At 48.2% G+C, this 23513-nt stretch carries 19 protein-coding genes; all 19 read right to left on the bottom strand.

What is annotated here, in order from left to right; translation table 11 throughout:
- Positions 1-59: 59 nt before the first annotated feature.
- Positions 60-908, bottom strand: a complete 849-nt coding sequence (locus CEQ32_RS19295) for a carbon-nitrogen hydrolase family protein (RefSeq protein WP_088586625.1) — start codon at positions 906-908, stop codon at positions 60-62.
- Complete coding sequence (locus tag CEQ32_RS19290; RefSeq protein WP_088586624.1) at positions 832-5085, bottom strand: YhdP family protein; 4254 nt, start codon at positions 5083-5085, stop codon at positions 832-834. Before CEQ32_RS19290 ends, CEQ32_RS19295 begins: the two co-directional genes overlap by 77 nt.
- Complete coding sequence (rng, locus tag CEQ32_RS19285; RefSeq protein WP_051714234.1) at positions 5085-6551, bottom strand: ribonuclease G; 1467 nt, start codon at positions 6549-6551, stop codon at positions 5085-5087. Before rng ends, CEQ32_RS19290 begins: the two co-directional genes overlap by 1 nt.
- 109 nt (positions 6552-6660) lie before the next feature.
- Positions 6661-7245 (bottom strand): Maf family protein, encoded by a 585-nt coding sequence (locus CEQ32_RS19280; protein ID WP_088586623.1) that lies wholly within the window; start codon positions 7243-7245, stop codon positions 6661-6663.
- Between the two features lie 2 nt (positions 7246-7247).
- On the bottom strand, positions 7248-7736 hold the full coding sequence (gene mreD / locus CEQ32_RS19275; protein ID WP_037422445.1) for a rod shape-determining protein MreD: 489 nt from the start codon (positions 7734-7736) through the stop codon (positions 7248-7250).
- Complete coding sequence (gene mreC / locus CEQ32_RS19270; RefSeq protein WP_037422442.1) at positions 7736-8764, bottom strand: rod shape-determining protein MreC; 1029 nt, start codon at positions 8762-8764, stop codon at positions 7736-7738. Before mreC ends, mreD begins: the two co-directional genes overlap by 1 nt.
- Before the next feature lie 44 nt (positions 8765-8808).
- Complete coding sequence (locus tag CEQ32_RS19265) at positions 8809-9858, bottom strand: rod shape-determining protein (protein ID WP_007651015.1); 1050 nt, start codon at positions 9856-9858, stop codon at positions 8809-8811.
- Between the two features lie 339 nt (positions 9859-10197).
- A complete protein-coding gene (locus CEQ32_RS19260) occupies positions 10198-13935 on the bottom strand; it encodes a DUF6701 domain-containing protein (protein WP_088586622.1) in 3738 nt (1245 codons plus the stop codon).
- Positions 13925-14383 (bottom strand): MSHA biogenesis protein MshP, encoded by a 459-nt coding sequence (locus CEQ32_RS19255; protein WP_088586621.1) that lies wholly within the window; start codon positions 14381-14383, stop codon positions 13925-13927. The genes CEQ32_RS19260 and CEQ32_RS19255 overlap by 11 nt, the downstream gene beginning before the upstream one ends.
- Positions 14373-15221 carry a PilW family protein gene (locus CEQ32_RS19250; protein ID WP_088586620.1) on the bottom strand — a complete coding sequence of 283 codons (849 nt, stop codon included), beginning with the start codon at positions 15219-15221 and terminating at the stop codon, positions 14373-14375. The genes CEQ32_RS19255 and CEQ32_RS19250 overlap by 11 nt, the downstream gene beginning before the upstream one ends.
- A complete protein-coding gene (locus CEQ32_RS19245; RefSeq protein ID WP_088586619.1) occupies positions 15221-15775 on the bottom strand; it encodes a prepilin-type N-terminal cleavage/methylation domain-containing protein in 555 nt (184 codons plus the stop codon). Before CEQ32_RS19245 ends, CEQ32_RS19250 begins: the two co-directional genes overlap by 1 nt.
- On the bottom strand, positions 15765-16253 hold the full coding sequence (locus CEQ32_RS19240) for a prepilin-type N-terminal cleavage/methylation domain-containing protein (protein ID WP_088586618.1): 489 nt from the start codon (positions 16251-16253) through the stop codon (positions 15765-15767). Before CEQ32_RS19240 ends, CEQ32_RS19245 begins: the two co-directional genes overlap by 11 nt.
- Before the next feature lie 208 nt (positions 16254-16461).
- Positions 16462-16986 carry a type II secretion system protein gene (locus CEQ32_RS19235; RefSeq protein WP_088586617.1) on the bottom strand — a complete coding sequence of 175 codons (525 nt, stop codon included), beginning with the start codon at positions 16984-16986 and terminating at the stop codon, positions 16462-16464.
- A gap of 84 nt (positions 16987-17070) precedes the next feature.
- Complete coding sequence (locus tag CEQ32_RS19230) at positions 17071-17688, bottom strand: Tfp pilus assembly protein FimT/FimU (protein ID WP_086902240.1); 618 nt, start codon at positions 17686-17688, stop codon at positions 17071-17073.
- Between the two features lie 75 nt (positions 17689-17763).
- A complete protein-coding gene (locus CEQ32_RS19225; protein WP_088586616.1) occupies positions 17764-18261 on the bottom strand; it encodes an MSHA biogenesis protein MshF in 498 nt (165 codons plus the stop codon).
- Positions 18262-18299: 38 nt separating this feature from the next.
- Complete coding sequence (locus CEQ32_RS19220) at positions 18300-19520, bottom strand: type II secretion system F family protein (RefSeq protein WP_088586615.1); 1221 nt, start codon at positions 19518-19520, stop codon at positions 18300-18302.
- Between the two features lie 2 nt (positions 19521-19522).
- Positions 19523-21283 (bottom strand): GspE/PulE family protein, encoded by a 1761-nt coding sequence (locus CEQ32_RS19215; RefSeq protein WP_037422422.1) that lies wholly within the window; start codon positions 21281-21283, stop codon positions 19523-19525.
- Positions 21280-22587, bottom strand: a complete 1308-nt coding sequence (locus CEQ32_RS19210) for a tetratricopeptide repeat protein (RefSeq protein ID WP_088586614.1) — start codon at positions 22585-22587, stop codon at positions 21280-21282. The genes CEQ32_RS19215 and CEQ32_RS19210 overlap by 4 nt, the downstream gene beginning before the upstream one ends.
- Entirely contained in the window at positions 22584-23513 is a 930-nt protein-coding gene (locus tag CEQ32_RS19205) for an ExeA family protein (protein ID WP_088586613.1), read from the bottom strand. Before CEQ32_RS19205 ends, CEQ32_RS19210 begins: the two co-directional genes overlap by 4 nt.

Raw genomic sequence — 23513 nt, 5'->3', positions numbered from 1 at the left:
AAATAACTTAAATTCGCTGTGAGTCTATTTCATCTAAATCTGTTGAAGGCTTAATCTGTTCAAGGTTTAAGGTTCGGTGCAGTAAAACGATTATGTTGCGTCACGGGCATTTTACTGCGGATGCTGTGCACCTCGGCCACATCGATATCGGCATGCACCCAACCTGTACCGGTTTTCTGCTCGGCAATTACCTCGCCCCAAGGGCCTATCACCATGCTCTGCCCCCAGGTCTCACGACTACCTTCGTTATGGGCGCCCCATTGGGCTGCAGCCAAAATAAAGCATTGAGTTTCAATGGCTCTGGCCTGTAATAACACCTGCCAATGGGCTTCTCCCGTGACCTTAGTAAAGGCCGAAGGCACGGTAATAATCTCGGCTCCCGCAAGGCGCAGCGCCCTAAATAAGTCCGGAAAGCGTAAATCATAACAGATGGTCAAGCCAATTTTGCCAAAAGGGGTGTCGATGACACTGATATGATTGCCGGGGCAGAAGGTTTCACTCTCGCGGTATTGCTTAGTGCCGTCAGCAACATCCACATCAAACAGATGCAGTTTATCGTATTGCCCGAAGGTATCACCTTTATCATCAAACAGATAACAGCGGCTGTAGACGCGCCCATCCTCCGCCAGCGCGGGGATGGTTCCCGCCACCATATACACAGAGTAACGGGCGGCTAAGGCACTTAAGGCGGATTTTAACGGGCTAAGATGGCTATCACCCGCATAGGCGAGTTGTTGACTCTCATGACCACCAAACAGCAAGCTGCATTCTGGCAGCACCACTAAATGCGGGGCATTTTTGTCCCATTGCAGGCGCTCACGGGTTAATTCCTCAAGCTGCGATTCGATAAACAACAGATTCGCGCTGACGTCGCGACTGCTCTGACATTGCAACAGGCTGATGCGCATGACTATCTCCTTGAATTGTGTTTATCGACAATGCCACCTTGGGGCTCAAAGGCTTAGGCTGTTCGGGTTCGACTTGGGATGGCTCTAAAGGCTCTACCTTAGGGAGCATCGGCGCTTGGGGCAACCCTTCTTCCTCGACCGCTTTTGCCGGTTCCTCTTTAGGTTTATCAGCATCTGGCGCAGGCTGCCCATTGTTTTTTTCAGGCTCGACGGGCGGCGTAGCGTCTGTCTTAGTCGGGGCGCTATTCTTGACGGGCGCCGCATCGGTCTTAGGCTCTGCACCCTCAGTTAGCGCTGGCAATTCGCCCCCCACCATAGGCAGAATCGACTCGGGGATTTCAATCTCTTTACTCTTACGTTCCAGTTCCTCTACCACAGGCTCAGACATAGTGCCCGTTACTCGGAAACGGATCTCAGAGATCACCTCAATCACAGGCTCTAACACTTTGGTTAAGGCAAACGCCCCAAGCCCGAGCGTCCACGCACTGGTACTGAGCAGCACCACAGTTGGCACACTTGAGGCCAGTTGCGGCACAAAGCGAATATCATAGTTTAAGCTTTCGCTGGTGAGATCCGTATAGCCGCGCACCTTCATATTACCTGCAATCGCATCCATTTCAGTGTCCGTAGTTTTCACTACACCATTATCGATTTGCAGATTACCGGTAAAGGAATTGAAGTACATGCCTTGACCAAATACATCACTGAAATCTAAGGACAATTTACGTACTAATGAATCGAGGCTAAACAGTGAGAAAATCCGTGCGCCCTTATCGCTCACTTGGGATAAATGGCCTTTGCCCAATTCAAATTTAACTTTACCATTCAAGGTTTCAAGGGAAAACGCATAGGGTGCACCTTGCCAAGCTAGCTCGGCATTCACCTTCAATGGAGCTTCATTTACACCGGGATCGATCCCAAGTTGGTGACTCAAATAGCTAAACTGACTAGCATTCAAACTGACGGATAACTCGGTTTGATTTTGACCATTCTGCTGTTGCCAAATCCCATTCCCCTGCAAAGACACCTCTGGAGTGGTTAAAGATAACGTCTGAATGCGGTAACCCGAGGCTTGCGGACTTGCTTGCACCACTAACTGGCCAAATGGCTTATCGAAAAAACGAAAATCCTCTACATTCACCGCAACGGGCGGCAAATTAGTGAGCACCTGCTCCGCCGCAAAATCCGCTTCACCTTCAGGCTTCACATTGGGTGAAAAATAGAACTTACTGGCAGTCACTTTTAAGCCTTGCGTCAACCAATTAGGGTAAAAATCTACCGTTCCTTCAAACTCGCTAGCTTTGGCATCGAAGCGCCAACCATTTTCATTGGGTTTGGCGCTGAGTCTCAACTCTGTAAGCCCTTGCCCTAATAAATCAAACTTGCCGATATTTGCATCAATCCCAGCCACTGAAGGGAATAAGTTAGCGTTATTTACCTCTTCCACCAAAATACCAGTGCGAGTCGGTTTGTTATCTGAAGCAACAAAGGCATTAATTACGGGTAACCAATTAGCTAACTTGCCACTGGTTACATCAATCTTAATATGTCCAAGCTCGGTATTGGGCACCTCGTTAGCCTCGAAGAGTCGCCCTAATAGCAGATCAAAATAACTGAATTGCGTACCTTTTTCAGCCTCAAAGCCGCCAATAAACTCAGCTTGTTTATCGAGTTTTACCCTCAGGGTTGAAGTCTGCTGATCACCAGAAAACTCGGCCATTAAAGGCCTAGGCTCGTCAGCAGGTTTTGCGAAAATGCCCGGTAATGTTAAGGTGGCACCGACCAGATCTGAACCTAAATTGGCTTGAATTTGATAGCCTTGCTCGTCGAATATCATGCTCAAGTTACCGCCCCAAGCGACTTTACCTTGGTAAAACTTACTTAAGGGATTTTGTAACTCTAAGGGTAAACGACTGAGATCCCAACGACTCTTCATATCCACATTCAGCGCAAAATCTTTACCTTCGGGTTGAGTGGCAAAACTAAACTCCAAGGGCTGCTCAAACAGGCGAGACTTAATCCCTTTGCCTTCGACTATCTCGTTGGCAAATTGCACTGTGCCCGTCACCGCCTTGAGTTGTAAACCTGGCTGCGCAATAAACACCGGCGTGTTATCAAACCTAATTTGACCGCGGATATCCTCAGCCTCCCCCTCATACAAGGGAATACTAATATCTAAGCTGCCCGTTACCGCGCCCTGCACTTGCACAACCTTTAAGGTTTTGCCAACAGTATCGGCAAGGGGAGAAGCCTGTAGCACTTGAGTCGCAGCACTGCCTTGGGTCGCAAGATCGGCCTGAATTTTTAACAGCGAATGCTCGCCTAACTCGGGAATAAACACGTGGGCACCATCGGCAACCACATTCATCAACTTTCCTTGGTTAACCCAGATATCCATGCGGGCATTTTCAAACAAGGCATCGAGGGAAAGATCAGTGACTGCGGGCCAATCTGGTTGGAATTGGTATTCGGCATTGTTTAAGGTAAATGCCGCTTGGAACACACCGCTATTATCCTCAAAGGGAAAACTCGATAATGCCCCCTGCCATAATACTTGGGCGTTTTGACTCTGCCCCGCTTTAATCGCACCATCCAGATACTCAACCAGTGACTCGCCCATGGCTTTGATCGGGAAGTATTTATCCGCATTGGCGGCATTTTTGACTTCAACATTGGCGGCAAGGGACATACTGGTAGCAGCGCTAAAATCCAGCTTTAGAGCAGCAGCAAGACCAATATCGTCGTTTTCGAACTGCACCTGAGGCACAGATAAGGTTGCCCTTTGGGTATCGAAGGCACCGGTTAACGCCGCGCCATGTAGCACTAAAGGTGCTGAAAATTGATCGCCAAAATCGAAGGTATAAGTTTGCTCGGGAAGCGAAAAAATTAACTTTTCATCCTGCCATTGCAACTTCAGATCCAAGGGGTTGATATTGGGTATTCCTTCCACTTTCTGCCAGTGGAATTGCTTAACGCTAGTGCTTGCGAGCAAAGGCTGATCTGCCGCTTGATAGAGACGAATCGGTCCGACGCTACCCTCGGGCGCGAGCTGAAACCATTGCTGCAATACGGCTAAATCGACACCAGGGAAAAGCGGTAGCAATGGAAATAACGTGTCTAAATCCAAACGGCTAACATAGGCATATAAAGCATCGTCTTGCTGCTTGGCCGCAAACTTCAGCTCGGGCCAATGCACCCCATTGGTGACGAAATCCAAATGAGTGCTGCTGATCTCCCAACCTGCCGCGTTTGGCTCCCAATGAATGCTACCGGACTGGATCTCAAACTTTTGCGGTTGACCTTGCATCGACCATTGCAACCAACTTGGCTCAAACTGCACGAGTCCAGAACGTAAACTTCGATGGGCAAAATCAAACCACGCCTTAAGATTGACTATCCCTTCTAAGGGCAGTTTTTTGCTTGGATCATAGGGATTAGGTTGGCGTGATGCCCATTCGCCCAAATCTAAGGACTGAGCCGCCAGATAAACTTGTCCGGTTAAACTCTCGGGCGCTGTAGCATCGCCGTTAATATCGAGTTGCAGGCTGAGCGATTCCTTAACCAAGGTATTGTTATCGAGGTAAATTTCCCCCGCGCCGCGGTGGCGCTCACCACTATTACGCCAATTGAGGTGACGAATATGAATGGGTCGATATTCATGTTGCAAGCTAAGCAGTTGCACCGAAGCATCCGTCAGCGAGAAACGCTCGAGCTGCTTTAAGAGTAATTTATACAACCAATCGGTTTGCGCCGTTTGATTGGACCTCCCCTGCGCCTTATTACCCGATAATTTATCGATATCGAGGGCAATATGAACACCATCGAAATTGACATCTTCAATGCGTGGACTGATGGTCAGTAGCGATTGCCAAAAATCCAATTTGATTTGGACATGCTTCACCAACACGGTAACAGGGAGCTTGTCCTGCGTAGGGATCACTAGATTATCAACCGTTACCGCTGGGCCAAAGGCCTGCCACTGGGCGGATAACTCGCCAACTTGGATATCAATTTGATATTCGCTTTTTACATACTCAACTAACTGCTGGCGTACTTCATCGACCTGAGGCAATAATCCACGGATCAAGCTTACCGTCAAGGCAAACAAGACTAAGATCAGTGCCAGTAATTGCCAGCAAAAACGGCTTAGTTTTTTAGCAGTAAAAAGCGTTGCCACTACATCATCACCACGTCGTATTTATGCTGGGAATACATAGGCTCATTTTGCAGGCGAATACGCTTACCTATATAAACTTCAAGCTCGGCGACCAAATGACTTTCATCTCCACTTAAGCTGTTATAGACAGCGGGCGAGCAGTAAAGCAAAAACTCGTCGGCGTCATAGGCCCGATTCAAGCGAATAATTTCGCGGAAGATTTCATAAGAAACAGTTTCTACCGTCTTCATGCTACCCGTGCCCTGACAGGCTGGACACTCACTGCATAGCACATGCTCTAAGCTCTCGCGGGTGCGCTTACGGGTCATTTCAACTAGACCCAACCCAGAGAAACCACTGACATTAGTCTTAACTCTGTCCTTGGCGAGCGCACTATTTAAGCTATTGAGTACCCGCGTTTTATGCTCGTCGCTCAGCATATCGATAAAGTCGATAATGATGATGCCGCCGAGATTTCGCAGCCGCAGTTGCCGTGCAATCGCTTGGGTGGCTTCAAGGTTAGTGTTAAAGATGGTTTCTTCAAGATTACGGTGGCCCACAAAGGCACCAGTGTTGATATCGACCGTAGTCATAGCTTCAGTCTGATCGATAATCAGATAACCGCCAGATTTAAGCTCCACCTTACGTCCCAGAGCACGCTGGATTTCATTTTCGACATCGTACAAATCGAAAATTGGCGCTGGGCCAGAATAGTGCTCAATCTTGTCGGCGATTTCCGGCATAAACTCTTGGGCGAAGGCTTGCAGCTCGGCAAAGGTGCGGCGCGAATCGACTTGAATTCGGTCTAATTCGGTTCCCACAAAGTCGCGCACAATGCGCACCGGCAGGGCCAGATCTTGATAGAGTAATGCTACGCCACGGCGCTGACGCCGCTCGGAGACCTTAGACCATACTCGGCGCAAAAAAGCCGCATCTTGGGCAAGTTCGTCCTCACCTACGCCCTCGGCAGCAGTGCGGATAATAAAGCCGCCGTCTTCATCGACGAATGGCAGAGTGATTTTTTTAAGACGACTGCGCTCTTCTTCCTGCTCAATCCGCTGGGACACCCCAACATGGCTCGAGCCAGGCATAAACACCAAATAACGGGAAGGCAGTGTGATATCTGTGGTTAGGCGCGCACCTTTAGTGCCCAGAGGGTCTTTCACCACTTGCACCATAATATCTTGCCCTTGGCGAACCAGCTCGGCGATATCACGGACAACAAAATGGCCCTTCTCCACATCGGCCACGCATTCAGTGTGCGGCACAATGTCGGAGGCATGTAAAAACGCGGCTTTATCTAAGCCAATATCCACAAAGGCGGCTTGCATGCCGGGCAACACACGGCTGATTTTGCCCTTGTAAATATTGCCCACCAGACCGCGCTTCATGCGCCGTTCAATATGGACTTCTTGCAGCACGCCGTGCTCGACTAAGGCAACGCGCGCCTCAGAGGGGGTTACATTAATCAGTAATTCTGAACCCATCTTGCGCTGAATTTTATTCGGATTTAAGCGACTGGTATTCACGACTCACCCCATTAGGGAAATTAAATTAATCTCAGTATGTTCTAAGCCTGAAAACCAATACCGCAGACTAGATAATGCCCGCCTCAGATAAGAGTTGGCGAGTTTCGACTAATGGCAAACCGACAACACAGGAGTAACTACCATCAATTGACTCGACAAAACAGCCACCTAATCCTTGGATCCCATAACTGCCCGCTTTATCCATGGGCTCTTGTGAGGCAACATAGACATCGATATCTGCATCAGAAAGCACACAAAAACGCACTAAGGTTTCAACTAAACGCACTGCGGTATGATTGACACTTGCTAAGGCGACGGCAGTCATTACTGTGTGCACCTTGCCAGAAAGCGCACGCAGTACCCGCTTGGCATCGACCTCATCAACTGGCTTACCTAATATTTCATTTTCAAGCACCACGATAGTATCAGAACCTAATACAGCAGGCTGTGACATACCTGAGCATAATGCAAGCCCAGCCTGGGCCTTTTCAGCCGCAAGGCGCTGAACATAATCCCGTGGTAACTCTCCTGTCTTCGGAGTTTCGTCAATATCTGGAGCTACTTGCGCAAACGTAAAATCGGCCCGTCCGAATCCAATATGAGTCAGTAATTCTTTCCGGCGCGGCGATGTCGAGGCTAAAACTAAATTCACAACTAACGAACCTTATAATGACGTCGAATGCGACGTAAAATCCAAAAAATCCAAGGCCAAAAAACGAGGCCCGATAGTGCAGGCAAAAACAGTTCAGAGTGGAATGTTGCACCATCCATCACAAACTCAACCCAATAAACAATGAGGTGATAGATAGCAATTAACAGCATTATGACCAGCGACTGTTGCCATTTCGGGAAGTTACGTAAACGCTGACAATGTAAAATAGCAATATAAATCACCAACGACATTGCCAAAGAGCGAACACCTAAAGTCGCGCCCAAGAGAATATCAAGGGCTAAGCCCATAACCCAAGCCGTCAGAATGTTATATCTGTGGGGCAACGCAATGGACCAATAGATCAAAATCATCAGTAACCAATCAGGACGCCAGGCCTCAACAATTACTGGCAGTGGCATAATTTGGCTTAAGAGCCCAACAAATAGGGTTAGCCAAACCGCGATGCGTCCATTAGCAGCTTGTAAACTCATTAGTGCACCTCTGCTGGCGGTTGGGTAGTAGCAGCGTTAGATGCCCCATTCGCGTTACTGGATGCTGCATTGGGATTACTGGGTACCACATTGACATTTGTGCCCTGAGTACCGCCTTGAGTCGTTGGCGTTCCATTACTGGTATCAGGCTTAACGTCTTGTGCAGGATGATCTGCGGCCGGTACAGGCACTTGATTAGGCAGTGTCACCCCCGAATCTGGCGATGGCCAAATTAACAGGAGATAACGAATACGGTCGAGTGCCGCCAGAGGCTGAGCCGTGACTCGCGCATAACTTTGGCCATCTTCGGTAAAGACTTCCACTACCCGCGCAACCGGATACCCTTCAGGGAAGCGGTTACCTAAGCCAGAAGTGACCAGCAGGTCGCCCACACGAATATCGGTACTCTTGGCAACATGGCGTAACTCAATTTCATCAAGTTCCCCCGTCCCGTTGGCGACAAGGCGCACATCATTACGGGTAATCCGTACGGGTAAACCATGGGAAACATCAGACAGTAGTAACACTCGGCTAGTCATCTCACTGACCTGCACAACTTGCCCTACCACACCTTGCGCATCCACAACAGGCTGGCCAACAAAGACGCCACTGCGGGAACCTCGGTTTAAAACCACATAATGATGGGAAGGATCGCTGGCAACCTCCATGACCTCTGCAACCATCTTGAGAGAATCCTGATAGGCAGGCGAACCTAGCAAGGCGCGTAAACGTTCGTTTTCCTGACGTAAATGCTCGAAACGCTGTAAGCGTTCACTCATTAATAATTGTTGCCTTAACAGCTCTTTATTTTGCAATGCCAACATATTGCGGGTCGCAAAACTCTCAGAAGACCAATCGAGGATCGCACTGGGGACACTCGCGAGGTATTGAATAGGGCTTAAAGCGGATGAAAGGGATTCACGGGCAGGCTCAAGGCGGTGATTTGCCGCAAGCAAAATCACCGACAGGATAATTGCCAGTGTTAAACGGAACTGGTTCGAAATACCACGAACAAAAATTGGCTTCATAGGAAAGCTAAGGCGGTGATTAGCCGCCCTATACCGAAGTTAGATTAGGTTTCTTCGGAGAACAGATCGCCGCCGTGCATATCAATCATTTCAAGGGCTTTACCACCACCGCGCGCTACGCAGGTCAATGGATCATCCGCCACCATGACTGGAATTCCCGTTTCTTGCATCAATAAACGGTCTAAATCACGCAATAAGGCGCCACCACCGGTTAACACCATGCCGCGCTCAGAGATATCAGAAGCTAATTCTGGTGGTGATTGCTCTAGTGCCACCATAACCGCACTCACAATGCCCGATAATGGTTCTTGCAACGCTTCTAAAATTTCGTTGCTGTTGAGCGTAAAGCTACGAGGTACACCTTCGGCCAAATTACGACCACGGACTTCAATCTCTAATACTTCATCACCAGGATAAGCAGTACCGATAGTGTGTTTGATACGCTCAGCGGTCGCTTCACCAATTAAGCTACCGTAATTACGGCGAACATAATTGATGATGGCATCATCAAACTTGTCACCGCCAATACGCACAGAAGAAGAATATACCACACCATTCAAGGAGATAATGGCAACTTCAGTGGTACCACCACCGATATCAACAACCATTGAACCAGTGGCTTCAGACACAGGTAAACCTGCACCGATAGCCGCGGCCATTGGTTCTTCAATCAAATAAACTTCACGGGCACCCGCGCCCATGGCTGACTCGCGGATCGCACGGCGTTCAACTTGCGTTGCGCCAACGGGAACACAGACTAAAACACGTGGGCTTGGGCGAAAAAAGCTGTTGTTATGCACTTGCTTAATAAAGTGCTGCAACATTTTCTCTGTCACATAAAAGTCTGCAATCACACCGTCTTTCATTGGACGGATTGCTTGAATATTGCCAGGAGTACGGCCTAACATCTGTTTAGCTTCTGTACCTACAGCCGCTACAGATTTCTGACCAGAGCTGTTACGCTCGCCACGTATAGCAACAACTGAAGGCTCATTGAGGACGATGCCTTCATCACGAACATAAATTAAGGTGTTAGCTGTACCCAAATCGATCGATAGATCATTAGAAAAAATGCCACGCAGCTTCTTGAACATGTAACTAGCCTGTATTCTGTGGAGTCAGAAGAAAAGAAAAATCAGCTAACTTTATCAATGCCACCCTGATTCCACAAGACCGTTGAGGTTAACAATCGCTAATGGAGTGATTTTTTTTCAAATAGACCACTCAAAAACACTATTTAATCGATAAATGCGCCTTATTGAACAAAAATCAAACAACCAAAAACTCCATTTAATACAAGCTGGCAACATGCGTAAAACCTGTATCTTGCATTTTAGCCTCAGCATGATGCTTTGAGTTCATGCGACAAAACGCATCGCATAACGATAAATCACTACGGACTAATTCCAATTCAGCAAAATCGATCTACCCCACTAATTAACTTCTCGCCAGTAGATGATTCTGTCATGACCTCGGTAACGCCCAAAAAATGCACTCGCACGGGGTTCGGCTAAGCTAGTTGGAGAGACCCCATTCCAGTTCCAATACCATTCTAACCAAGTCGGTACGTCTAAAGGCGCGGTCACTTGACCGCGATATAAGTTGCCACTAGAGGTGAGAGCTCGCCACAGCAAATCAAATTGCCCCGCTTGAAATGCTGAAGATGCGCCAGTGCGAGTAATACTCTGCCCCGTGGCTAAATCCGGGTCAAAATTGTAGCCAAGGCCTGCATTATCCACCTGCGAACCTAAACCATAAGTGGCAATGGTGCAGCTATCATTTCCATTTATTACCCAACTAGTGCCATTCCAATACTCAGCTCTTGTCGGCATTTTAAGGATTTCAGTCTCTGGGCCATAGGTATTGTCCATCACCACCCTGCCGTGGCGCAGGATCTGTGTGGAGATTTTCTTGGCATTACAGTTAGTGCAATTACCCGTGGTTGCTGCATCCATATCCGGTAAAGCCACATAGCTGTATACCCCATTTGGTCTTGGGTCGTTGTCCAGCAATTGCACGCCAATATCAAGCAGTTCGAACGGGCCATCCTGATACAGATTGGCAGCAAGATTTGGCGTTATTCGACTAAAGGTTGCTCGATAAGCGCCATCGACCATCGCCACACCCTGACTCCAACTATCAACCTTTACAGGCAAGGCACTTAAGCGACTCTGTAAATCGACACCATTGTTATTGTTTTCTCCGACCAATTTCGCGGTCGCAAGGGAGAATGGTGGGAAATAGTTTTGTGTCACCGCGCCGCCGATATTCAAGGCTTTGATGCTCATTGACATAGGAAAAGGTTGATCCATATAACTAAAACTGCCACAGGCAGGTAAGACAGAAACATCTCCCACTAAAAATCTATCGGGCACAAAGCGACCAATATTGGTTGAATAGCCAATCGGAATATTCAAACTGCTGGCTGAGCCAAGATAATTAGGACTCGCCTGCGCCGTAATTTGAAATACGCCAACTTCGCTAATACTTTGATTACTGATGGTGTTGAGATTATTAGTTTGCGCGGTATGGCTATAGGAAGTGACGCCTAACACCCCATCATGGCCACCACTGGCGATACTTGGTGCCACAACTTTACTGATAAGCTTCATGGCTTGGTCGCTAAAGTTAGGAGTTGATAAGTTGCCCGAACAAAAATCCGTATCGCCATCTTTTTCCCAAGCCATAGCTTGTATTGTCATACCGAAATTCTGCCCCGCTTTACGGTAAGCATTACAGCTCATATCCGCACTTGGACAGCTAGCACTGGCATCCACGGCTTTGACACATAATCCTGCCGGCACACTGACAAACTGATCGGAGCCTGTCATGACTAGACCTTGTTCATTACCACTACCAACATATTGCGCATCGAGCTGTAATTTACCCGCATCGGGATAATTCACCGAAATATTTGCTTGTCCGTTCGTATCAAATAACAGACTCAGCGCCGTTGGCGAGGCGCTCGAGCTACTAATTGCCGTATTGTTGATCGTGACGGCTTTCGGCGAGATAGGCGCACTTGGGGTCTGATAACTGCTCCAGAAATTCAGCGTCTTAGTCTGACTTTGGAAGCTTGGAACACACTGCTGAGTCACATCAGACTTTTTCACAGCCTTGACTACTACCTGCTCGGGGCGATTCGCACGCTTATCAGGCACATCGAAGACAAAACCACTGTCGGCAAAGGTGAGTGAACAGTTGTTTTCACTCAGGCCACCATTTCCGATACGGCAAAGGGTTTTACTTAAAGGTTTGGTTGTCGGGCTCGAACCTTTTACACCTAAAGTCACAATGCCAGCAGTATTGCGCCGTAATTGTAATTGCGAAGTCCCCCCACTAAAGCTCACTTGATTACCACCAATCCATACGCCTTCGGAGGCGGATTCAGGTAGCAAGGTCGCCGTCAAAGGGTCAGTAAAAAGCTGGCTACAACTGGCGTTTGCACAGGCTCGAATTGTCACAGTTTCGGGATTACAGGTTAACCCCTGACCCGTATGGTCAAACTCAAAATGATCGATTTGTGCGCCAACGGGATTTGACCTCAAGGCACAAATTTGAACGTTATCAATCTCATGATTGTTATTCGAGCCCCCGGTTGACCCAGTGAGCGACAACAAGAAATCACTCGGCGTCGCCGCTTGCCCTGTTTGTGCAATGGCATTAAAAGCAGGGATTAAGGTGACAAATCCCGACCCCGTATTACGCTCAATTTTCACCATCGACTGACCGGATACCTGCGAGTCGATAGTGATTTTATAGCGGTGCGCAGGTGAGACATTGTTGCCATCTACCGTGGGTGATAAACAGTTGCCACTGGTATTGCTGGTACCGTTATTACAGGTGCCCCGCAAATAGCGGTATCCCGAGGTGCCAGCACCAGAGCCACGCACTGCAACTGACTGACGGCGCTGGCCAATATTGTAACTACCGCCTTCGCCGGAGAAGTTACCAAATTCATCGATCCCGATACCCAACCAACCACCAGCAAAACCATTGATACCGGGTTTAAAGCCATAACCTAAAGGCCCACCAAAGGCGCCGGGCTGGGGGGTAATCGAAGCGTCAGATAGCACCAGCGCGATACCGTCGGCGCCATTGCCACCATAGGCATAGTGATCAAATTGGATCTCAACTAAGTTATTGGCAGCAGGGAATAATCTTTGATAGGTCGAGGCTGTGGATTGATTCGATTTTGCCTCGGTTAAGCGCATACGGCCGCTGACAATGGCGGGAGTAAAAGAACCGCTACTACGAGATACTACCCAATCGTTACTTAAGGCACTCTGGGAGAAATTATCGGTAAAACACTGGAGCGGTGGCTGACCATCATTAATTTTGCCATTCGAATTGATTTCTAAATAACGACTCGTCACACGACCATTAATGATAGCGTCATCATTTACAGCAATTTTATTATCACTATAAACCCGCCCATTTAACAAGGTTGTCCCAGTTAAGCTGACATCGCCATAGGCAATAATTAATGCTGATGCGGTATTCGCCTCATTAAACTTCGCACCATTTAATCCAAATGATTGCAGAGTAAATATTCTGACATTCCCCTGCAAAACCACTTTAGCGTTCTGATTTAACGTAAAGTTTCGGATCCAGTAATCCCCTTCGGGCAATACGAGTGTTGCCCCACTTCCAAGTTCGATCGAGTTAAATCGATACTCATTTTGGCTCGCCGATAATGTGAGAGAGCAAGCTGAGTAAAGTGCGATGCTACTAAACTGATTTTGCCCATTCGCCCCTAAGGTGAGTTGTTCTCCAGTATTACAAGAACCCACTCCACCACCGTTACCATTACTAGATAAAAACGCATTATTCCCTGTTAAATTTAAACCGCGAATATCCGAGTAATCGATAGTGCATTTACGAACGCCACCAAAACCATCGTCACAACTACTGTTTGAAAGCCCGCTGCCATCATTACTTGAGCAATAATCCAGTCTGCCGCCACCCGTGCCATTGATAATGCCGCTGTTATTGATCTTAAGCTGTGGAGAGGAGATCTGGTGGCACACATTCGAGTTATCCCCATGGTGCCCCTGCGCAACATTAGGGAAAATGGCACTCTGATCAACATAATCAAACGCATAGGTTGCGCCTGACACACCTAACAGCGTGCCAGTGAGCACAATCCGATATAACCAGTTAATTGCCACGGGCTTCTACCTCTACTTGACGGCTTACACGGGTATCGCCACTCTCGCATATCGCTTTGCTATTAATGCGGAACTGAGTGACTGTGCCGACCGCATAGGATGTACAACTTAAACTCACGCTACAGGCATGAAACCCCACCACATTGGGCGGCATCCAAGCGTTTGCAACACTGGTACAGGTCGCCGTCGCATTAGCGGGGGCGTTTAATGGAAATAATTGCGCCAGCGCCGCATCGGCACCGCTGTTCGCCGCCGCTAAGGCGCGAGTTCCCCACACTTCTTGAGTTAATCCCGTATCAGCATCTTCCACTATATTGATTAAGGCCGCGGCCAATAAAAACATCACGGTAATGACAAAAATACCGATGATTAAGGCGCTGCCACCTTGGCGGTGAGCCGAACACTGACGATATGCTGAGCGCGATAGGCTAAATAAGTTAGGGGACATTAATCACCTGCACTTGATGTCGATATTGAAATGTCTCGCCGTTGACATTAAATCGCGGTTGTAAATGCACCATAGCATTATTGACTAGACTCGATGGCGTTAATATCAGCGGTAAATCGGCACTGTCGTTCAATACATTGGCCACATTCTGCGCCATTAACACCCCAGTGCTCATGCTGCTAGGCGTGGGTTGGCTAATATTCAACCCATAACCAGTATAACGCTTTAAGGTTAACTCATTGCTGGATGACGATTTTTCAAAACAATAACTCACAGGACTCGAACCAAAATAGATCCGCTGCCGCGGTGATGCCTCAGCAAATCTCGCATTGGCAGTAAAGGTTAAGGTTACTTGGTTTGCGGCGCTACTAATGCTGTTAATTTGTGCGCGTTTTAGCTTAGTGCTGTCATACACATCACGGTCGGTTAAGGGATAAAGCCACACATACTGGTTAGCCGCAATCTTGCTGGTCACATCATCTAAAATCACAGTCCCCGTTAGGGCTGCGGCACTCGGCACAATCGGCATAGCTAAATAGGTGGTACTCGCCTCAATGGGGACAAACTCAATGCACTGATAGGTTAAGCCATTACCATTGAGCCGCACACTGTTAGGCACGGCGCTGCGCAGCTCACGGGTCATACGCTCGACCGCAAAACGACTCTGGCTTAGCACTTGATCAACCGAGCTCGACTCCACAAAAATCCGCGTGCCGAAAATAATAAAGCTACTCACGCCCACCACCAGAATGCCTAAGATCAGGATCACAGTGACCATTTCGACTAAGGTAAAACCCCGTTCGGAGCGCGCTATGCGCTTTGCAGATAAAGCGTCCATTAGTAATTGCTCCTCACCAGATTGTAAGTGATCACTTCGTTATCTGGAGTAGTCACATTAATGGTCACTAACTTGGTATTGGGTGCAGAACCATAGGCCACAGAGACACTTAATTGATAGTTCGGGTACGCCTGCGCATAAGTTTGGCTGGAGTTGAGCATAGTGGCGTTTTGAGTTAAGCCGTGATAATCATCCACATCGTTAAAATCGTTACGCCCTTCGCCCGCCTCTGGCCCTAATACGGCCGAGCAACTACTGCCTAATGGACTCCCGCAAGCTGGCACACCACCATTGGCATTGGTATTTTGGTCGTATCTTTTGCCCCAAATCTCATTCATCACCGAGTGGGCAAGCTCGGCACTCTTGACTCGATGTAAGGTCTTGGCGGCGCGGTCCGCTTGCGGAAATAACATGCTACTGAGCATTACGATAGCGATGGCAATGACTAACATGCCGACCACTAATTCGATTAAAGTAAACCCTTGTTGTGGTTTAGCTTTTGAAGATACTTTTACTGAGGTACTGATTGAAAACAGCGGAGGATTAATTCGCATAAATATAGCCCTCGCTGGAGATATTAATCGCCACAGTGTCATTGGCGATCACATTGATACATGGCCCATTACACGCAAGCGATGCTCGGCCATTGATATCAAAATCAAGGTAAAAGCTCTTGGCATTGTTACTGATAAGCACTAACTGCGCACCACCTTGAAAAGCTTGGCTGGATAAAGGGTTGGGAGACAATGGCGTACCCGTACAACCAGAACTATCGCGACTGGCGAACTGGCTGACTTGATAACCCGTCGCCGACACGACTACGCGGTAACATCTATCGGTATTATTTAAGGCTTTTTGCTGAACCTGGCGCAGCTCGGCCATAAACTCATTACGCAGACTAAAGGCACTGTAGGAGGACTGACTAAATAAACGCGGCAATACCGTCACCGATAGAATCCCAATCAGGATAATAGTGGTCACAAGTTCAACTAAGGTAAACCCAAACTGTCTGCCGGTGGAAAATCTACGCATTGTCCGCTTTGCCGTGATGCTAGGTTCTAGGTTCTAGGTTCTAGGTTCTAGGTTCTAGGTTCAGTTTCTGCCAACTTGATTCGTAAGGCAAATATTTCGCCTAAACAAAAGAAATAATTAGCAAATTCATTTTATTACAGCCAACATTTCCATAAATTGCTGACCTAAAAAAAAGGCCTGCTAGGCAGGCCTTTTTCCGTAATTTAAATTAACAGCCATTATCTGTAAGAGTAATCGTTGGCAAAGCACCTGCGCTAGCTGCTGCAGTGTAAACAATCTTACAGCTTGCTTCAGAACCAGCTGTAGTTACATCAGCAGGAGCGCCACGTTGCCAGATAGTAGCAGTGCTACCAGAAACATTAATAACCCAATCATTTGAGCCAGTTGCAGTTGGTGAAGTACCCGCATCAAATTTAACGTCCATTCCAGCTTCTAAAGCCGCTTTAGTCGCATCCATATAACCATAAACAATAGCAACGTCGTCGGTGGCTGATGCTGATGTACCAGCAATATCTAATGTATAAGTTGCTTCTTTCTCTTTACCTGCTAATGCTACTTTTGAATAAACTAGACTATTTGCACCTTGAATAGCCCCCTTCATCCCTTGAATTGCAGATGCACGAGCATCTGACTGCAAATTAATAAACTTAGGTGCCGCTGTGACAGCAAGAATACCTAAGATAATGATCACAACGACTAATTCGATTAAGGTAAAACCTTGTTGTCTTTTCATATAAAACTACCCTTCTTTGAGAACCAAGTAACTTAGTCAGTTAAAAATAAACTACTTAAAAGATAAACCAATTAAAACATTTAATTAAGGCGTAAATGGTGTTTGAGTGAAACTTAATACTTTACCCGTACCAGGGTTATAAACCACCCCTTTTGCACCCGTAGTCGATAAATCAGGCGCAGGCGTCGGTACACCTGTGGTTTGGTTTAGCACCAGAGAAGCCACTTGGTGATAAACACATAAATCGAGACCCGTTACGGCTGTTCCGCTAATCGAATTTGAGCTACCGCCGGCACCATCGATAACGCGCACTGTATAACGTTGATTTCGCGCATCTTGCGAATAGAGCACATTACGCGGCGCACTTTGCAATACCGTATTGAATACCTGTTGACAGCTTGCATCCGTCATCGCCGTTGCATCGGTACCAGAGGTACCCGTTGGATAACCAAAACGTGGGTCTAAAGATACTGAAGTACCATCTAAGATCACACTGCTATTTTGGCGACCATCGACTTCCCATTGTGAACGCACAAAACTCACGGCTGTAGATAAACCACCCGCCACACCGTCCACACTGGCATCTTCAGCATCATCGGTGACATTTAAAAAACGTGGGATTGCCGTTGCCGCTAACAGACCCAAAATGACGATCACTATGACCAGTTCAATCAATGAAAAACCATTTTGTTTAGTCTTCATTAGTTTCCCCCTACTTGATGAAAGTCCATTCTAACAGCTAAATCAGTTTATAAAAGCCCGTTACTTAAAAATATTTTAGGAGTTCGTCAAAAAAATGACCCTGCCAGAGTTTAGTTGATAGCCAATACTATCCCCATTTTGTGAGCGATAACGGCAGCTATTATCCTTGCGAAAATAGCTACCAATGAGGGAGTTATCCGCCGCCTCCTGCCCCATGAGTTGCCACCATAAGGCTTGGCAACCTTGGTCACTAAGTTCGGTCGGTTGCGGCCATCCCTGCGCGCTCATAATCACCAGCGTTTGCTGCTCATTATGAGTGTTTTGCTCATTAAACACTTCCCAATCTAGTCGCATTTGTTGTGGTTTGCCAAGGGATAACCACTGGGAGCGCACCATAGCCAACACATTTAAGAAACGCGTATGCTCTAACTCCACATTGCGGGCGGCAAGTTGTGGCATAGTCGCAAAATATTTAAATCCAATCACCGCGAGAATAATCAGCATCAAGGTCAAGCTAACGAGCCGCTCATACACACGTAATAGATCGCTTTCGGCCTTCTGTTGGCTCTGCATCTATTTGATCCTAATTGAGTTAAACTCTCGACTTGGCATTACTTCCCGCCTTTAACCACATTGAGCATATCCCACATCGGCAGGTAAATACCTAGCGCCAGTACCAACACAATAACGGCCACAATACCGATTAAAATCGGCTCTAACTTAGCGGTAAGATTTTTAAGGTCATAGTCAACCTCACCTTCGTAAAAATCGGCGGCATCATTTAACAGTTGGTCAATTTGGCCGGTTTCTTCACCGACGGCGACCATTTGCAGTACCAGTGGCGTAAACAATTTGCTCTGGTTCGACACCCTCAGCATAGATTCGCCTGACTCTATACCACGGCGCATCCCGACAATTTTGTCGTGCATATAGGCATTATCTACCGAATCGGCGACCAAACTGAGCGCCTGCGTCATCGGCACGCCCGCACTTAACATCATCGAAAAACTGCGGCAATAACGGGAGAGGGTCGAGCGCTCAATAATCGAACCCACGGCGGGAATATGTAATTTCCACTGATCCCATTGTTTTTCACCTTTTTCCGTATGATGCCAATAACGGATCCCAATAATAGTTCCGAGTAGTAGCAGTAACATCAAAGGCCAGTAGTGAACAAATAAGTTAGATGTGCCAATCAACACCTTAGTCGCCCAAGGTAAGTCGGCACCGAAACGGGCAAACATTTCGGCAAATTTGGGGATCACCATGATATTTAAAATCACCATGGCCAACGCAATGGCAATCAATACAAATATGGGATACCGCATCGCGGCCTTAATCCGGCGGCGTGTTTCCTGCTCACGCTCGATATAGCCCGAGAGCTGAATAAAAGCATCCTCTAACTTACCGGTGTTTTCCCCCACATGAACCATAGAAACAAACAAAGAATCAAACACATCTGGATGTTGATTCATCGCAGACGACAGCGGGCGCCCCGCAGTTAACTGCTCTGAAATATCATTCAGTGCATCTTTCATCCGTTGAGAATGCGCAGTTTCGGATAATCCCGCAATGGCTCGCAGAATGGGGATCCCCGAGCGCGTAAGGGAATACATTTGCCGGGTAAAAATTTGCAATTCATCTAAACCGACTTTACTACCAAAGAGCTGTGTCAGTGAAAATGACTTAGTCACCTTTGCCGCTTTAACTTCCAAGGGAATAATGCCGCGCGCTAACAACATATCAGCAGCAGCACTTTCTGAGGCAGCATCGAGCTGACCTGTTACGGCCTGACCTTGTCCACTGCGTCCACGGTATTGATAAACCGGCATAATTACGCCTCAACGCCTTGCTGACTGATAATATCCCGCGAGAGTGGCACCTGCGACTCACTCACATCCTCAACTAGCTTAGCCACCTCTTCAATGGTCGTCATGCCCTCGCTCAAATATTGCAGTGCTGACTCGGCAAGCGGAGTAAAATTTGGGCTTTGCAGGGCTGCACGGGCAAAATCCTGTGGATTACCGGTACGCATCGCATCGATCATCTTCTCATCCAATTCAAGGATCTCAAAAATACCGATACGGCCGCGATAACCACTGCCGTTACAGCTTTGGCAGCCCGTGCCAATGCGGAACTTGGCCGATGAAAAGTCCTGACGACTCACACTATTCAGCCAGGCTTTTTCCTGCGCCGTAGGCTGATATTCCACGCCACAGTTATGGCACACGCGGCGCACTAGACGCTGGGCAATAATCACCCTCAGCGCGCTCGCCACTAAGTAACTGGCGGCGCCCATATCGAGTAAACGTAGCGCGCTGGTCACCGCATCGTTAGTGTGCAATGTGGATAACACAAAGTGACCCGTAAGTGCGCCCCTAAGACCAATCTCCACGGTTTCTTGGTCACGCATCTCACCGACCATGATAATGTCCGGGTCTTGACGCAAGGTGGTACGCAGCACGTTCGAAAAATCGAGTCCAATCTTATGGTTAACTTGAACTTGGTTGATCCTTGGCAATTGGTATTCGACCGGATCTTCTACCGTGATGATTTTGCGATCAGCAGTATTGAGCTCACTTAAGATGCCATACAGGGTGGTGGTTTTACCGCTACCCGTTGGCCCTGTCACCAGCAACATGCCGTGGGGGCGTTTAATCTGCTTACGAATACGCGCCAAAATATGCGGCGGCATCCCAGTCTCGTTTAAAGTCAACAAGCCTGCGGATTGATCGAGTAGACGCATCACCACAGATTCGCCGTGGTAAATCGGCATGGTCGACATACGCACGTCAATCTTGTGGCCCTTAATTTCCATATGGAAACGCCCGTCCTGCGGCAGACGTTTTTCAGAAATATCTAGCCCAGCCATAAGCTTAAGGCGCAAGACTAGAGCCGCAGCGATATTGACTTCATTTAGAATGGTTTCGTGTAACTGGCCATCGATACGTTGGCGGATCCGCAGGGCTTTTTCGCCGGGCTCAATATGAATATCCGAAGCACGCATTTGCACCGCATCTTCAAAAATCGACTGCAGCAGCTTAACGACTGTGGTTTCATTATCGCTATCGCCCGAGGTCAGGCTCGCCAGATCAAACATTTGATCGGCGGCATATTCCTCTTCAAGCTTACCAGCGATTTGCGCGATTTGGTCGGTGCGGCGATACAGGTTATCGAAGGCTTGCAGTAATTGCTGCTCGGGTGCGACTGCGACACTGAGCTTTTTCGGCGCAATTAAGCTTTCTAAATGGTCGAGCGCCTGCAAATCCGCCGGATCGCTCATGGCCACTAATACCGTATCACCCCGATCTTCAACCGCAAGGGCACGAAAACGCCTTGCTTGCACCTCAGGGATCAGATTCACCACCTCGGTGGGAATTGGGCGTTTGCTGATATCCAGCAGCGGTAGATTTAACTGCTGCGACAAAAATTGCAGCAGTTGAGTTTCGGTAATAGAGCGCAGCTCAATCAGGGTTCGGCCAAGTTTATGGCCCGTCTTTCGCTGCTCGCCCAAGGCTTGCTGCAACTGCTCTTCGGTAATAATGGATTCTTGAACTAACAGATCGCCCAAACGCATCTTTAATCTGGGTTTCATTGGCTATCTCCTAGTTGCTGTAAACGTTGTTCAATAAAAGCCGTGGCCTGAGTTGATAAACCGGAATAGCTTAATGCTGTACGATAGGCTTGACTGGCTTGGGTAAATTGCTTTTGAGAGTCAAGAGCATAGGCTAATCCCATCCACCATTTCCCCTGCTGCGGCTCCTGCTGCAATAACTTGCGGTAAGCCTGTTCAACTAACGGATATTGCCCCTGTTTTTGGGCTAAATCCGTCTGCGCTAACCACTTTTGCCGAGCTAAAGGATGACTATCGGGGATTTGCGCAAGGCTGGCAAGTGCTGCGTCAGTATCACCCATCGCATGTTGCACCCTAGCTAATAGCAAAGCAAATTCAAACTCTTGCGGATAAAGTAATCGTCCCTGCGCTAACACTTCGGCCGCTTGGGGCTGCTCACCTTGACCATAGTGCAACGCTGCCAGTTGTTTGCGCGACTCGTGTAAGCTCGGGTCAAGCTTGAGCGCTTTAGCGTAGTAATCCATCGCCTTAACCAACTGACCTTGCTTTTCGGCATCGCTCGCCAATACCAGTTGTTTTTGTGCTAACTGGCTTGGAGAAAGCTTTACTTCCGTCACCGCCATTTGCCCTGTTGGCTGAGCCGCAGCTTGGCTCGAAGCTTGAGTCGAAGCAGACTCGACTGGCTCACTCGCCTTGGCCTCTGTTTGGGTTATTTTTACTTCACTCTGATTTACGTTAACTTCCGCTTGATTTGCTTTAACCGCAACCTGTTGTGGCTCAGTTTGTGCCTGCAGCGACTCTTGGGGTAATGCCACCTTGTTAGCTGTATCGGTTGAGGAGTTTACCGCAACTGATTCGGTTGTCGGTTCACTTGTTGGCTCAACGGGCGCCGCATTAACACGGGGAGATTGAGTCACACTTGGGGCAGATTCTACTGACGCAGACATATCCTTTGCTGGAGCATCTGTCGACGACGGACTCACTTGCACCATCTCCGCAGTCGGCTCTGTTGGTATAGTCGTTTCTGCTCCCGTTTCTGCTCCCATAGAACTCGTATCTGTCTGTGGGTTGGTGTTATCCGACGGAGTTTGCGCACTCACCACAGTGTTAACACTGTTATCAGTGGCATTCCTTGAGTCGTACATGGCCTGAAAGGCATAAACAGACACACCACCTACAAGCAGTGACACTAAGCTGATGACTAACCATTTACGTGATGGATTTGGACGCCCCAGAAACTGGGCCTGATGCACAGCCACATTGCTGAGAGAATGCCCCTGCTGGCGTTTATCGAGATCCTGCAGCATCTTGTTGATCACGCTCATGCGACGCCTCCCCACAACTGTTGCAGGTTAACGCCAGATGCCAGCAATGCCCCAATCGCCGCAGCACATACTATCAGCGCGATCGCCATATAGGTCGGCCAGTTTTGCGAACCGCGACTGGCATCTTCGGTATCCTGTATCGCGCCCTTAATGTGGGCGATGCGCACCTGAGTTGCCCCTTCGCCAAAACTGAGCATCAGGGCTTTATGGGCTAAAATATTGATCAATCTCGGAATGCCTCGTGATGCCTCGGCGATTTTACGCGTCAGTTTAGGGCTGAATAATGCTTGCCCCGCATAGCCTGCCACCGCTAAGCGGTAACGAATGTAGGCATCGGTTTCATCCCAAGTTAACGGCCGAAGACTGTAGCTAAAGGTGATGCGCTGCCGCAGTTGTCTAAAGGCTTGGCGCTTTAATCGCTCATCCAACTCGGGCTGACCAAAGAGCACCACTTGCAACAGCTTACGGCTTTCGGTTTCAAGATTGGTAAACAGTCGCAACGCTTCGAGGCTCTCATCGGGCAAGGCCTGCGCTTCGTCCAGCACTAATACAATGGCGTGACCATGGGCGCTCAGGGCGAGTAATTGTTGCTGGATAAGTCCGGTGAGTTGCTGCTGATCGATTTCGCTGGTGTATTTTAACCCAAGCTCATTGGCCACCGCCCAGCGCAGCTCGGCGGGAGTGAGATAAGGATTGGGAAGATACGCACAATGGAAGCCCTGCGGCAGTTCATTAATCAGCTTACGGCAGATTAAGGTTTTGCCCGTGCCCACTTCGCCAGTGACTTTGATAAAACCCTCCCCGGTTTGTAGGGCGGTCTGCAATACTTGCAGCGCCTCTACGTGCGGGGATAACCCGAAAAAAAATCCGGTATTAGGGGTTAACGAAAATGGCGTTTGGCTAAGTCCAAAGTGCTTCAAATACAT

Origin of the sequence: Shewanella sp. FDAARGOS_354 (genome assembly GCF_002209245.2) — a bacterium.
GTDB classification, from domain to species: Bacteria; Pseudomonadota; Gammaproteobacteria; order Enterobacterales; family Shewanellaceae; genus Shewanella; species Shewanella xiamenensis.
Note: the sequence above shows the minus strand (reverse complement) of the source record. Positions and strands in the feature narration are given on the sequence as shown.

Excerpts from the sequence above, each read along its gene's own strand:
- CEQ32_RS19220 (WP_088586615.1), bottom strand. The coding sequence starts at position 19,520 with ATGCCGGTTTATCAATACCGTGGACGCAGTGGACAAGGTCAGGCCGTA.
- CEQ32_RS19235 (WP_088586617.1), bottom strand. The coding sequence starts at position 16,986 with ATGAAAAGACAACAAGGTTTTACCTTAATCGAATTAGTCGTTGTGATC.
- rng (WP_051714234.1), bottom strand. The coding sequence starts at position 6,551 with ATGGGTTCAGAATTACTGATTAATGTAACCCCCTCTGAGGCGCGCGTT.
- CEQ32_RS19240 (WP_088586618.1), bottom strand. The coding sequence starts at position 16,253 with ATGCGTAGATTTTCCACCGGCAGACAGTTTGGGTTTACCTTAGTTGAA.
- mreD (WP_037422445.1), bottom strand. The coding sequence starts at position 7,736 with ATGAGTTTACAAGCTGCTAATGGACGCATCGCGGTTTGGCTAACCCTA.
- CEQ32_RS19210 (WP_088586614.1), bottom strand. The coding sequence starts at position 22,587 with ATGAGCGTGATCAACAAGATGCTGCAGGATCTCGATAAACGCCAGCAG.
- CEQ32_RS19215 (WP_037422422.1), bottom strand. The coding sequence starts at position 21,283 with ATGAAACCCAGATTAAAGATGCGTTTGGGCGATCTGTTAGTTCAAGAA.
- CEQ32_RS19230 (WP_086902240.1), bottom strand. The coding sequence starts at position 17,688 with ATGAAGACTAAACAAAATGGTTTTTCATTGATTGAACTGGTCATAGTG.
- CEQ32_RS19245 (WP_088586619.1), bottom strand. The coding sequence starts at position 15,775 with ATGCGAATTAATCCTCCGCTGTTTTCAATCAGTACCTCAGTAAAAGTA.
- CEQ32_RS19265 (WP_007651015.1), bottom strand. The coding sequence starts at position 9,858 with ATGTTCAAGAAGCTGCGTGGCATTTTTTCTAATGATCTATCGATCGAT.
- CEQ32_RS19205 (WP_088586613.1), bottom strand. The coding sequence starts at position 23,513 with ATGTATTTGAAGCACTTTGGACTTAGCCAAACGCCATTTTCGTTAACC.
- CEQ32_RS19225 (WP_088586616.1), bottom strand. The coding sequence starts at position 18,261 with ATGCAGAGCCAACAGAAGGCCGAAAGCGATCTATTACGTGTGTATGAG.
- CEQ32_RS19250 (WP_088586620.1), bottom strand. The coding sequence starts at position 15,221 with ATGGACGCTTTATCTGCAAAGCGCATAGCGCGCTCCGAACGGGGTTTT.
- CEQ32_RS19295 (WP_088586625.1), bottom strand. The coding sequence starts at position 908 with ATGCGCATCAGCCTGTTGCAATGTCAGAGCAGTCGCGACGTCAGCGCG.
- CEQ32_RS19255 (WP_088586621.1), bottom strand. The coding sequence starts at position 14,383 with ATGTCCCCTAACTTATTTAGCCTATCGCGCTCAGCATATCGTCAGTGT.
- mreC (WP_037422442.1), bottom strand. The coding sequence starts at position 8,764 with ATGAAGCCAATTTTTGTTCGTGGTATTTCGAACCAGTTCCGTTTAACA.